The sequence below is a fragment of the Streptomyces sp. TAA040 genome (genome assembly GCF_000424845.1).
The window spans coordinates 395,971-408,802 of sequence record NZ_KE384254.1; the positions used below are offsets into that span (position 1 = coordinate 395,971).

Genomic DNA, 12,832 nt, shown 5'->3' on the forward strand with positions numbered 1-12,832 from the left:
ACACCGCGGTCACGTGGCTTCTCCAGGGTCTTCGGACCACCCGGCCGCTCGGCCGGATCGGCTGGATCGGCCGTTCGTCCCTACGACTTCTCCGCTTCACCCTCCACTGCTCTCATGCCGATCCACGGCCTCGGCACGAGGCTCTGCGAAGCCCGGTGCTCCCGGCGTCCGCGACACACCGGGCCCTGGGGCGGCACCGGCTTTTCGACATTGAGTTAGGACATCCATGACCAAGAACACCACCGGTGACGACGTTCCGTCGGACGTGCGGTCCGTCCCGGAGGAGGCGGACGGCACCGCGAACGGCGGTCCGGCGGCCGCGACCGTGACGGGCGGGGGAGCACCGGACGTCCCGGAGGAGATCCGGGCGGCGGCCCGGCTCGCCCCCGACCACTGGTTCGGAATGGCCGATCCGGCGTGGTCCGGCGAGGGCGAGCCGCCGGAATGGGCCCTGGTGGGCCGCTGGCGCTCGGGGCCGGACGGCGAGATCGCCGCATGGCAGGACAACCCCGAGTACCGGCCCTCCCCGAGCGCCCTGGGCTGGCCCGAGCCCGCCGACGAGGTGGACAGGGCCGTCCAGCTGGCCGCGACGGGGTACGGGTCCGGCGACGCGGTGGCCGCCTCCCTGGCCGACCGCGAGGTGGCGGTCTACGCCGCACCCGGCGGCGGTCCGCTCACCGCCCTCACTCCGGACGGGGCAGTCGCCGTCCCGGTGTTCACCTCGCCCGGCCACCTGCACGCGGCGGGCCGCCTGGCCTTCGAGCTGGTGAACACCGGCGAACTGGTGGACCTGGTCCCACCGCAGCAACTGCTCTACCTCAACCCCTCCGGCCCCGTCTCCATGACCCTGGAGCCCGCCGCCGTGCGGAACGCGGCCCGGACGGAGCCCGCTTCGGATGCCGCCGCGCCGGACGGGACTGCCTCGTCCGTCTCCGCACCGGACGAGCCCGCGGCGGCAGCCCGCACCGCCGGGGACGCCCGTACGCCGGAACCGATGCGGCGGGAGACCCCGGAATGAGCCCCTGGAACTCCGTTTTCACCCGCTCCGGCCGCCGTTCCCGCCCCTCGCAGGGCGCCGGCACCGCCCCGTCCCCGTCTGAGGAGCGGCACGGCTCCGGGGCCCCGGTCGAGGACATCGACGGGATGCTGCTCCTGCGTGGTGCCGAGGACGAGTTCCCCGGCCTGGAAGAGCTGGCCGAGGTCTCCCGCGCGGCGAAGGGGGAGGAGGACGTCGTCACCGTCCTGGTCGGCTCGGTCGGGACGGACGGCTCGTCCGGCGCCGAGCAGTGGTCGAGGCTCGCGGAGCTCCTCGACACGCTCAGCGACCGCGGCGTCCCCTCCGTCCGGCTCGCCATGTCCGGCGCCGGCCACGACCGGCCCGAGCGCGGGTCCGTCGCCCGGCACATCGCCGACGCGTGGCGCATGGAGGTCATCGCTCCCGACGGACCGGTCCTGATCACACCGGGCGGCACCCTGTTCGTCCGTCCCGACCCGGTCGGCGGGGGGCGCGGCTGGTGGCGGTTCGCCCCCGACCAGTCCCCTCAGCTCCTCGGACCGCGGACCCCGGCGCCCTCGTGGCAGCAGGCGCTGAGCCGTGTACCGGCCCGCACCGAGGGCGGCTGTGTGGTGGAGCAGGTCCCGGCGGGTGTGCTGATCCGGCCCGCCGAGGCGCCGTCCCCGCAGGAGCTCGATTTGTGCTTCGCGGTTCCGGTGAGCACCGAACGGCCCCTCGTCCTGGTCGGTGCGCCCCGCGCCCAGGACGTCGCGGCGGACGAGATCGCGGCGGTGCTGGCGGCCCTCCCGGCCGGGCATCGGTCGCAGGCCAGGCTGGCGCCCGGCGGCGAACGCGACCTGCTGCGGCTCGCCCAGAGCGTCGCGGACATGCTCGGCAGCGAGGTGGAGGTGTTCACGGGGATGCCGCTGCTCACCGGGACCCTTGCGCCCGGTGCCGAGGTGCGGCCCACGCTGGTCGGCCGGGACGGGGAACCGACCTGGCAGCCGTTCGTCCCCGCCGTGGTCTGCCTGCCGGCGACCGCCGACGAGGAGCGCCGTGAGCCCCGCCCGGTTCACTTCTTCCAGCCGGTTCCCGTCCCGCACGCCGCCGAACCCGGCGTGGTGCCGCTCACCGAGCGCTGGCAGGCCAGCGTGACCCGTGCGGGTCTCGTCGTGGAGGAGCGGGGGAGCCCTCGCGGCCCGCTCGCCGCCACCCCGGTGGACCCGTCCACCCTCTCGCTGGAACTCGGCACGCCCGGCGAGCCAATGGACGACTCGGTGCTACCCGCGCTGTCCCGGCTGCTCATCGGACTGGGCGGCGCGCTGCGCGCCAGGACGACCCTGATGGTGCGCGGGAGGCTCACCGCGGGAGAGGCCGAACTGCGCAAGCTGGCGGCCCAGTACGGCTTGCCGGGGATCAGGTACGTCAGTGCGGGGCACGTCTCGCAGGCCGCTCCCTGGCTGCGGCAGCGGGAGAGCGGGAGAACCGCGCCCCGCCCGGCGGTCACCGGTGGTCCGGCCGTCTCCACGGCGGCCGGTGCGGCCCCACCTCGGCGGGACGCGAAGGACCGCCCGTCCCGTGAGCCGGTGGAGCAACCGTCGCGCGAGCACACCGCGGGAGCGGGCCTCGGCGCGCCCGGCCCCGGCGTCCGCGGACGTGCGCCGTCACGGCGGCCGGAACCGGTCCGCGGCGCCACCGAGGGAGCCGCCCCGGCCCGGCCGGCGGCGGCCCCCGGACCGCGCTCCGGCACCGGAGCCCCGAAGCCCGGCGCTCCCCCTCCCGACAGCCGCAGGCCCGAGGCGTCGGCACCCGCCGAGCGGACCGAGCACGCCTCCTCCCCGGGAGCAGCCGTGGACGGTGGGCGGGCGGCCGACGCGCCGCCGGCCGAGCCCCCGCCCCGGCCCGCCCCGCCGGCCGCTGCCGCCGTCCGCCGTCCGGAAGCGCCCGCGTCCGGGCCGGCCGTCTCGCCGCAGCCCCCCTCGGGTCGCGCGACGCCCCCGGAGCAGGAGCGGCCCTCCACTGCGGCCGGGACCGCCGCCCCGACCGGTCCGCCGGACGGCGGGCGCACCTCTCCGTCCGAGGAGACCGCGGGGTCCGGCCCCGGTCCCGCGGGGTCCGGTACGGCCGCGGTGGACTCCGGCCCCGCATCCGCGGAGACCTCGGGCCGGGGACCGGGGGCGGACTCGACCGAACCGCAGCCGACCGCCACCCCGCAGCGGCCTGCCGCCCCCCAGGGGACCACCGCCCCGCGAGGGCCCGGCACTCCACGGCCCTCGGCCGCCCGGCCGGACCCCGGGGAGCCGTCCGAGCCCCAGGGCGTGCGGCACCCGGCCCTGTCCGCGTCAGCGCCCGCTCGGGGCGCCGACACGGCTCCCGCGCCCGCCACGGACGGTGTGGAGACCACCTCCTCCACGCCCCCGGCCGGTCGCGCGGCGCCACCCCTGGCCGAACCCGTCACTCCGGCGCCGGGCAGGTGGGACGCCGGTCCCGGCCCCGCCGCCCCCGAGGGGAGGAGCGAGGAGCGGCCGAAGGACCCGCCCCGGAACGCTCCGGCACCCGAAGCGACGGTCCCGTTCGTCCCCGGGCACATCAGCACCCATGCCGAGCGGGCCGCCTTCCGCGAGCTCGCCTCGGGGAGCTGGGAGCGGCACGTCGCCGCGGTCTCCCGGCTGCTCACCCGGATGCCCGCCCTCCGCGGGCACGAACTGGACGCCGCCCGGAGCGATCTGGTGGCCGCCCACGCCTACCTGACGGCGGTCGAGGGCGCACTGCACCACCGCGAGCTGACCCGGGACCTGCGGGCCGGCGACGGGCGCTTGCTCCCGTACGCCGCGTGCCTCACGTCCGCGCTGCGGCGTCTGCCCTCGTTCCGGGGCGTCGCCCTGCGGGGCGCGGACCAGGGCGGGCCGGTGGGGACGCGGACGGGCGCACTGCTCCGAGATCCGGCACCGGTCAGCGCCGTGGCGCATTCCGGCGAGCGCCCCGACGGCGCACCGGTGCGGTACGCCATCTGGTCCGTCACCGGCCGCAAGGTCCGCCAGTTGCAGGGTCGGCCCGGCAGCGGTGCGCCCGACGAGGTCGTCTTCGCCCCCGGTACCGGTTTCCGGGTCCTGGACACCCGCGACGTCTCCGGCACGCGACTGGTGCTGCTGCGGGAACTCCCCGGCACCGCCGCGGACTGGATGGACGGCGCGGAGGAACTCAGCCGACTGGACCGCACAGCCCTCGAACGGCTCGACTCCTTCCTCGGCGCGGGCCTGCCCGCCAAGGTCGGCGGGTCGTGGCCGGAGCGCTGCGTCGGTCCGGTCGGGCCGACCGAGTAGAGGAGGTGACGTCAGGGGGCCACGCACGCGACCGGCGGCGGCAGCGCCCGTCCGTCGGGACGCCCGACCAGTCCTTACCCAATCGAAGGAGAACGAGAGTGCCTCGTGACGAACCACCCGGTGGCGGTACGCCCCGGACACGTTCAGCCGCAGGCAGTACGGGCTCGGCATCCCCGGCAGGCGGCCCGCCGGTCCGTCGTGCGGTGGCGATGCCGGCCGGGAACGGGAGCGCCCCGGGGTCCTCGCTGACCCCGGCGACCCCTGCGCCCCCGGCCGGGAAGCCGAATGCCACCGACGAGCCGGACACCGTCGCCGTCCCGCCCCGCGCCGGGACCGCACCGGCTTCCGCCGCTGCGGCAACGGCCGGGGCGGCCGGGCAGGCGGCCGCCGCCCCGGAGGAGCAGCAGGCCGCAGCGGGGGCCGACCGCTCCGCACAGGCCGCAACCCCTGCCGCCACCGCGGCAGCGGCCACGGCGGCCGGCCGTCCCCTCGGGGACACCCGCGCCCACCCGGACGCGGACCCGCCTTCCGGGAACCCCAAGAAGCCGCTGCTGGCCGCAGCAGGGATAGCGGGGGTCGTGCTCATCGCGGTCCCGCTGCTCATCCTGGCCAACAACGATTCCGACCGGACGTCGGACACGGTGGCGGTGACGTCCAAGTCGGACACGCTGCTCGACGAGAACCCCCTGGAGCCGCCACCGGTGCCCTACGCGCCGGCGGAGCCGGAGGAGGAAGAAGAGCCGAAGGAGGAGCCGAAGGAGGAACCCGAGGAGGAGCGCCCGGCCGCACCCCCGCCGGAACCCGTGGTGGAGAAGCCTGCCGAGACCGAGGAGCCGGAGCCGAAGAAGAAGGCCGAGGTGGTCGAGGAGGATCCTGCCGAGGAGGAGGAGGAGGAGGAGCCCGAGCCCGTCCGCAAGGAGACGCGGACCTTCACGGTCCGCAGCGCGGACACCGGCAAGTGCCTCAGCGCGGGGCAGGGCAAGGCCGGTGACCCGGTCGTGGTGTGGGACTGCAACGGGGCGCAGAAGCAGCAGTGGAGCTTCGCCAACGACAGTTCCGTCCGGATCGGGGACAAGTGCCTCGACCTGTTGAACGGTTCGACCGCGGCTGAGACCCACCTCATGCTCTGGCACTGCAACGGCACCGCCGGGCAGAAGTTCCGGCTCAACGCCAACGACGAACTGATCGCCCTGAACTCGGGCTACTGCCTCGACGTCTGGCACGGCAGGACCAACGGCACCAGGGTCACGCCCTGGATCTGCAACGGACAGCCCAACCAGGGCTGGAGCCGCCGCTGATCCGGGTTTCCCGGATCCGCCGGTCGCGGGGACGTGTCTGATCCCGGCGACCGGCACCCGGGGGCGCGTGCCCGGCGGCACCTGCCACCGGGCACGCGTGCTCCGGACCCGCCCACGGCGGACACCGAGCACGTGCGACTGCCGGCGCGACCCCGCGCGGGCCTGCGCCCCGTCCGGGCGTCCCTCTGCGATACTCGGTACCGTGGCGCCCGCACCCGACCCGGAAGCGATCTCGGCCGACCCGCCGTGGGCCATGCCCACCCCGCTGCTCACGCAGTCCTGGCTCGACCTGGCCTTCGTGCACTGGGCGGCAGATCCCGCCGACGTCGCTCCGCTGCTGCCCGCCGGCACCTTCCCCGACATCCTGGACGGTGTCACCTACGTCGGTCTGATCGCCTTCCGTATGCACCGGGTCGGGTGGTTCCGCCTCCCCGGAGTCCCCTATCTGGGGAGTTTCCCCGAGACCAACGTCCGGCTGTACTCGGTGGACGCCGAGGGACGCCGCGGCGTGGTCTTCCGCTCGCTCGAAGCCTCCCGGCTGATCCCCGCCCTCGTGGCCCGCGCCGGTTTCCGGCTGCCGTACGTGTGGGCCAGGATGTCGATCACCCGGGCCGGGGACACCGTCGCGTACCGCAGCGTCCGCCGGATGCCCGGACCCCGGGGCGCACACAGCTCCATCGACGTCCGGATCGGCGAACGGATCGGCGAACCGAGCGCGCTGGAGCACTTCCTGACCGCGCGCTGGGGCCTGCACCACGCCTTCTTCGGCCGGTCGATGTACCTGCCCAACAGCCACCCGCGCTGGCCGCTGCACCGGGCCGAACTGTTGCGCTGCGACGAGAACCTCGTGCGGGCGGCGGGGCTTCCCGCGCCCGACGGTGAACCGGCGAGCGTGCTGTACTCACCAGGCGTGCCGGTGCGCTTCGGCCGTTCCGCCCGCCCCGGCGGTCTCCCGACGCCCTGACGTCGGGGCCGTTGTCCCGCCCGGCTTTCCGGGGCCGCCGTCGAGGAAGCCCGCGGGGCGGCCGGGCCTCCACGCCCGGCCGCCCCGGAGCCGCCTTCGTCGGTACCGCTGGTCTCAGAAGGCCGGGCAGATCGCGTAGACGGTGACCGGCAGGGCCTGCGGGGCGTCCTCCTTCTCCTTCTCCCCCTTCTCCTCGCCGTCCTGCTTCGCTCCGTCCTTCTGCTCCTTCTTCGCCTGTGCCTCGGCCTCCGCGTCGACCTCGCCCCAGGCGCCGCCCTCCCCGCCGGTGCCGTCGCTCGTGGGCCGGGAACGGAAGGTCGTCACCTCGTCGTCGTGGTCGATGTCGACCCCGCCGCCGGTGGCGCGGAGGCCGGCCGGGCAGTGGGCCGTGACATCGCCGAAGCCGCGTTCGGTCGCGATGTGGCGGGAGGAGTCGTACGGAGCCGCGGCGGCTCGGGGCGATTCCTGCGGCGAGCGCGCCCACCAGTACGGTCGCGGTGGCCAGGGCACGGGTGTTGCGTCGTGTCGGATGCATGCCCTTACCCCTACCGGCGGCGGAAGGTGTGGCACGCGGGGCACACGCGGTCCCGTGTGCGCTTCCCCCCCCCCGTGCGGCGGTGCCGTGTCGGCCTGCGGCCGGCCCCTCCCGGGGCCGGCGCGGACGCACGCACGGTGCCGGTCAGCGCGCCCCGAAGTTCTGCGTCCACCAGGGCCCGCCGGACCCTTGCCGCACCCCGATGCCCACCTCCTCGAAGTCGCAGTTCACGATGTTGGCGCGGTGCCCGGGGCTGTCCATCCAGGACTTCATGACCTGGGACGGGGACTGCTGGCCGCGGGCGATGTTCTCGCCGTAGGTGCTCCACGGGTACCCGGCTGCGGTGATCCGCTCGCCCGGTCCGGAGCCGTCGGGGGACGTGTGCGAGAAGTAGTCGCGAGTTGCCATGTCCTCCGAGTGGCGCTGCGCGGCCTCGGCCAAGAGGCTGTTGGACCGCACGGCGCCGCAGCCGTTCTCCGCCCGCTCGCGGTTGAGGAGGGTCACCACCTGCTGCGCCGGTCCCGCAGCGGCCTCGGTGTCGGGTGCCGCGTTGCGCACCTCGGACGGTTCTTCGGCCGCCGAGGCGGGGGCGGGCTCGGACGGGCTCGGGGGCGGTTCGGCCGAGGAACTGCTCGTGCTCGGTTCCGGAGACGGCGAGTCGGAGGCGGACGCGCTGGGACTGGGGGAGGGGGACTCCGACTCCTCGGCCGACTCCGTCGGTTCGGCCTCCTGCGTGGCAGGTGTCTCGGGCGCGGGTGCGGCGGCGGGCGCGACCGTGCCGCTCCCGGGCGGCGAGTCGAGCAGCACCGCTCCCGTGCCGGCCGCCGCTACCAGTGCCGCCGCCGTGGACACCGCGACGACCGTGCGGCGCCGGCGCCGGAGCCGGTGGGTGCTGCCGTGCCGGCCACGGGGTCCCGTGCCGGCCGCCGCTTCCGGGCCCGGGAGGTCGGCGACCTCGGCTCCCACCGGAGTGGCCTCCTCGACCAGGAACGCACCCGCACCGGCCGCGGGCGGAACGAGTGCGAGCCCGGCCAGCAGGCCCTCGGCCGGCATCAGTCCGTCGGAGTGCCGCGCACAGGCGGCACACTCACGGGTGTGCCGGGCCAGCCGCTTCCGCCAGAGCGCGGTGGGGCGCCCGTCCCAGGTGGCGAGCTGAGCCGAGAGCGCCGGACAGCGCCGTCCAGCGGCCAGCGCGCGGACCACCGTGCGGGAGGCCTCCAACCGCTCCTTCATCCGCTGCACCCGCACCGCGGTGTGCTGCGGCGAGAGTTCCATCGCCCGGGCGACCTCGCTGCGGCTCAACTCGCCGGCCGCCTCCAGCCACCACAGGGACAGCAGCGCCCGGTCCTCCTCGTCCAGCCAGCGGGTCGCTTCGGCGGCCTCCCGGCGCTGCCCGCTCAACCCGAGTCGCAAGATGGTGAGCTCGACGAAGTCCCCACCGGGCTCTCGTGGGTCGTCGGCCTCCTGGAGGCCGCTCTCGGGCCGGGAGGAGCGCCACTGCCAGTGCGTGCGTATCTGGTTCATGGTCACGGCGACGAGCCAGGAGCGGAAGCTTCCGGGATCGCGCAGCGCACCGAGCCCGTTCAGCGCACGGAGCATCGTCTCCTGCACCACGTCGTCCACATCCGCATGGCCGTGCAGCGCCCTGCCGGCGATGTTGTAGACCAGCGGCAGGTAGGCGCCGACGAGTTGCTCCCTCGCCCGCCGGTCGCCCGCCTGTGCCGCCGCGATCATCGAGGTCTCGTGTTCGCTGTTCACACCCAGTCCACTTCCTTCGCCGGTTCCACGCTGGTCCGTTCCGGGCACCGGTACGCCCCGAACGCCGGGGAGACCTGGGGCCGTGGGCCCGGATAACGGAAATCCTGAACCCGTTCCGCTCCCGGCGGCAACGAGATCTGCGTCATGCGACAACGCCCGCTCCCCCTGCCGGACCGCTCCGCGCCGCCCCTGGAGCGGTTTCCCACGGGACCCGGCCCGCCGGGAGCGCACGCTCGGATGATCACGCGTTCGGGCGATCGCCCCCCTCCTGCGGATACGTACGGACGGCCCCCGCCGTTCAGCGCCACCGGACCGCGCACCGCTCCCCGCCTCTCGCCGCCCCGGAAGACCGCGCGCCCCGACGGGCCTGGCGCTGCCCCGCCCTGGCATGATCGAGGGCATGGCTGAACGTGTGAGCGCCGCCTGCGACGGGGCGTCGAAGGGTAATCCCGGCCCCGCGGGCTGGGCGTGGGTCGTCGGGGACGCGTCGGAGGCCCCTGCCCGCTGGGAGGCCGGGCCGCTGGGCACCGCGACCAACAACGTCGCCGAACTGACGGCGCTGGAGCGGCTGCTGGCGGCGACCGATCTCGGCACCCCGCTGGAGATCCGGATGGACTCGCAGTACGCGATGAAGGCGGTCACCACCTGGCTGCCCGGATGGAAGCGCAAGGGCTGGCGGACCGCTGCGGGCAAACCCGTCGCCAACCAGGAACTCGTCATGCGGATCGACGAGTTGCTGACCGGCCGCACGGTGGAGTTCCGCTACGTGCCCGCCCACCAGGTCGACGGCGACCCGCTCAACGACTTCGCCGACCGGGCCGCCAGCCAGGCCGCGCTGAGCCAGCAGGAGGCGGGCAGCGCGCTGGATTCCCCCGAGCCGCCGCCCTCCCCGACCCCCGCCGTCCAGCCCGGCGGGGCCCGGCGACGCACCGCCCCGGCGGCGGGCGGCACCTCGTCCGCGCGACGTTCCGCCACGGCATCCGCCCGCACCCTGAAGGCCAAGTTCCCCGGACGCTGCCGCTGCGGCTCCCCCTACGCGGCGGGGGAGCCCATCGCGAAGAATCCGGACGGGTGGGGACACCCGGGCTGCCGCACCTCCGCGACCCAGGAGGCCTGAGCCGGCTCGGTCGCCGCTGCCCACCGCGCGGTGGGCGGGCCCGTTTCCCGGCGGGAAGCCCGTCCCGCCCCCATCCGACTGCTCAGCCGCCGTCGGCGAGCGTGTAGTGGAAGACGCCCCAGGTGAGGTTGCCCTCGCGGCCGCCGTCGACCCAGTGCTGAAGGCCCTTCTTCATCTGCTCCAGGTACTCCTGGCCGACGGACCCCACCAGGCCCTCCGCCTCCTGCCGCCGGGTCTCCTCCAGCACCCGCGCGTAGTGGGTCATCAGATGCGCGCGGTGCTCCTCGAACCCCTCTCCCACCGGCAGGAAGCCCAGCCTGGAGAGTTCCCGGGAGTAGAACGCGGGCGAGCCCATGTGATCGAGGTGGATGCGGTCGAGAATGGGCCGGAGCACCGCGTTGGGACAGCCGTCCGTCGCCATCGGATCGGTGAAGATCAGGCTGCCGCCCGGTCTCAGGACCCGGGAGACCTCCTCCATGACCTGGACGCGGTTGCCGCTGTGCAGGAAGGCGTCCTGCGACCAGACGACGTCGACCTCGTTGTCGGGGAAGGGGACGTCCTCGAAGGAACCGTCGACGACCTCGATCCTGCCGGCCAGCCCGCGGGCGGCGTTCATCTCCTTGTGGCGCCGGTTCTCGACCTCGCTGAGGTTGAGTGCCACGACCCGGCACCCGTACGTGTCGGCGAGGTACCGTGCCGAACCGCCGTAGCCCGCCCCCAGGTCGAGCACCACGGACCGGGACGTCAACTCCAGCCTCTCGGCCATTCGCTCGACCGTGCGCCTGCTGGCCGCGGCGATCGGCTCGCCCTGCTGCTCGTACATGCCGATGTGGATGTCCTCGCCGCCCCACACGGTGGCGTAGAAGTTGTCCGCGTCGGACGAGTTGTAGTACCTGCGGGCGGTGCTCACGGCGCCCTGGTAGCGCTGCTCCGGCTCGTCCTCCATCCGGTACTCCTTTTCCGCCACGTGCACGAAGAAGTCCGGCTCGTCACCCCGGTAGGTGTGCTGGAAGTCGCCGTAGGTCTCCACCCGCTGGAACCCCACGTCCGACATGAGGCGCCGGGTGTAGTTCTTGCGCAGCGGGAACATGTTGAGGTGGTAGACGGACTCGTCGGGGAAGGCGTACCGCATGCGGCACAGGCCCTCGTCGACGTACTCCGGCTCCACGGTGATGTCCTCGCCGCAGTAGTAGTACGTGTGCTTGCTGGTGTACCCGTCGTCCAGGATCGAGTCGTAGTTGCGCTGATCCAGGATGAGGATGCCGTCGTGCTTCAGCATCGCGTAGAACTCGGCCAGCGCCTTGCGCCGGTCCCGTTCCGAGAAGAGGTGGGTGAACGAGTTGCCGAGGCACACGATCGCGTCGTACTCCCCGTGCACGTCGCGGTTCAGCCAGCGCCAGTCGGCCTGAACGACCCGGAGTATGTGCCCGCCGTCCTTGACACCGTTCCCGAAGGCCCGGGACAGCATCTCCGCGCTGCCGTCCGCGCTGACGGTGTCGAACCCCGCCGCCAGCAACTGCACGGAGTGGAAGCCGGTGCCGGTGGCGACGTCGAGGACGCTCCGTACACCCCACTTGCGCAGCAGGTCGATGAAGAAATCGCCCTCGCTCTCTGCTCTCTTCTCCCAGTCTATGAGTGAGTCCCATTTCTCGACGAAACTCGGAACGTACTCCTCGGTGTAGTGCCCGGTCTCTCGTACTTCGACGGGATTCTCGCCGAACTCTTGCGCCGGTTGCACGATGATGGGAAACCCTTCAGTTGTGGAGGATCACGCCCTGCCCGCGGCTCAGGCCCCAGGCTTCGGGAGCTGCACGGTCTGAGCACATCGCTATCCATGTTCGAAAGATCTATGCCTGCAACTTCCCTGCGCACAGGCGATTTTGACCCGAAACAGCGGTCTGGCCAGTGACGTCTCGATCTGAGATTCCCGAGCGGGGTAAGGGGCACTGACGCCGGGCGTGCCGGACATCCGGCCCACGTGCCCCGGGTGGGCCACCCCCGCGCCGTACGCCGCGACGATCCCGCCGCCGCCCGGTGCGGAACGCCCTCCCGGTGCCGCTGTGCGGCGCTCCCCGCGGCGCCTGCGGCACCGGTTCGGCTGCCTCTCCGGCGAGTGGGGAAATTCGCTTCCGCGGTACTCTCCGGGACTGCTGCGGACCCTGTGGGAAGGCCGCGGAAGGATTCTTCGCGGGTGTCCGCGCGTTGATGTCGAGAGCGTGCAGGCCGGGCGTCGTGGAACCGTGGAGAATGGCGCGGATCGTCAGGGGAAGGCGCGGCGGCGAGTGCTCCGGAAGGGATGGGTGCACGCCTCCCGCCGCCGCGGAAGGCTGCCCCACCACGTCTTCGGTGTGGGCCCCGGCCGCGTCCCGGTTTCCCGGAACGCGGCCGGATCATTCCGTCGTCCGCGCGAATCCGTGTGCCGGGGGCGGGGGCGGGGGAACACGCTGAACACCTGGCGGGGCGCGGTGCGGCGTCTCAGGGCAGCGCGGAGTCGCGGGGGCCGGGGACCAGGGTCATTGCACGAACAGGATCGGTCCGGTTCGTCGGTCTCGTGTGTGACGTGACGTCATGTACCGGTGTGTGGCGGGGTGTCCCTGGAAAGAAGTGCAGGCACGGCCGTCGGTGATCATGTGGTTGTCGAAGACCCATGAGAACCGAGCGAGACCGTGCCTGCCCAAACATCATCGCCCATGCCCGCCGGACTGGGAAAACTGGCCCTTCCGAACCCTCACGTCGCCCTGCAGAATGCCGCTGACCTGCGGCGCTTCCTGATATGGATACCAGATCCGCGCGGCCTGCGAGGACGGAGGTATCCGATGCTCCCGCTGTTGTGCGCGGCGGCC

Annotated in this window: 8 protein-coding genes; 5 read left to right on the forward strand and 3 right to left on the reverse strand. The window is 73.8% G+C overall.

The genetic code is table 11. The annotated features are described in order from the left end of the window. Window positions 1-226 precede the first annotated feature (226 nt). From H300_RS28910 to H300_RS0123540, 4 genes are all read left to right on the forward strand, one after another. Complete coding sequence (locus tag H300_RS28910; protein ID WP_078516246.1) at window positions 227-1,018, forward strand: type VII secretion system-associated protein; 792 nt, start codon at window positions 227-229, stop codon at window positions 1,016-1,018. After that, window positions 1,015-4,317 (forward strand): hypothetical protein, encoded by a 3,303-nt coding sequence (locus tag H300_RS0123530; protein WP_028429344.1) that lies wholly within the window; start codon window positions 1,015-1,017, stop codon window positions 4,315-4,317. Before H300_RS28910 ends, H300_RS0123530 begins: the two co-directional genes overlap by 4 nt. 209 nt (window positions 4,318-4,526) lie before the next feature. Beyond that, window positions 4,527-5,615 (forward strand): RICIN domain-containing protein, encoded by a 1,089-nt coding sequence (locus H300_RS0123535; protein WP_028429345.1) that lies wholly within the window; start codon window positions 4,527-4,529, stop codon window positions 5,613-5,615. Between the two features lie 253 nt (window positions 5,616-5,868). Then, on the forward strand, window positions 5,869-6,579 hold the full coding sequence (locus H300_RS0123540; RefSeq protein ID WP_051270310.1) for a YqjF family protein: 711 nt from the start codon (window positions 5,869-5,871) through the stop codon (window positions 6,577-6,579). A 114-nt stretch (window positions 6,580-6,693) separates the two neighbouring features. On the opposite strand, the gene H300_RS0123545 is transcribed toward H300_RS0123540, so the two are convergent. Together H300_RS0123545 and H300_RS0123550 are read right to left on the reverse strand one after the other, a co-directional pair. Next, a complete protein-coding gene (locus H300_RS0123545) occupies window positions 6,694-7,089 on the reverse strand; it encodes a hypothetical protein (protein ID WP_028429347.1) in 396 nt (131 codons plus the stop codon). A gap of 169 nt (window positions 7,090-7,258) precedes the next feature. Continuing rightward, entirely contained in the window at window positions 7,259-8,872 is a 1,614-nt protein-coding gene (locus H300_RS0123550) for a sigma-70 family RNA polymerase sigma factor (protein WP_028429348.1), read from the reverse strand. A gap of 388 nt (window positions 8,873-9,260) precedes the next feature. Here H300_RS0123550 and H300_RS0123555 point away from each other — a divergent pair, with 388 nt between their 5' ends. After that, window positions 9,261-9,989, forward strand: coding sequence for a ribonuclease H family protein (locus tag H300_RS0123555; protein ID WP_028429349.1), 729 nt, complete (start codon window positions 9,261-9,263; stop codon window positions 9,987-9,989). Window positions 9,990-10,071: 82 nt separating this feature from the next. Here the strand turns inward: H300_RS0123555 and H300_RS0123560 are convergent, their stop codons facing one another. Then, window positions 10,072-11,727, reverse strand: coding sequence for a glycine/sarcosine N-methyltransferase (locus tag H300_RS0123560; RefSeq protein WP_028429350.1), 1,656 nt, complete (start codon window positions 11,725-11,727; stop codon window positions 10,072-10,074). Window positions 11,728-12,832: the final 1,105 nt, after the last annotated feature.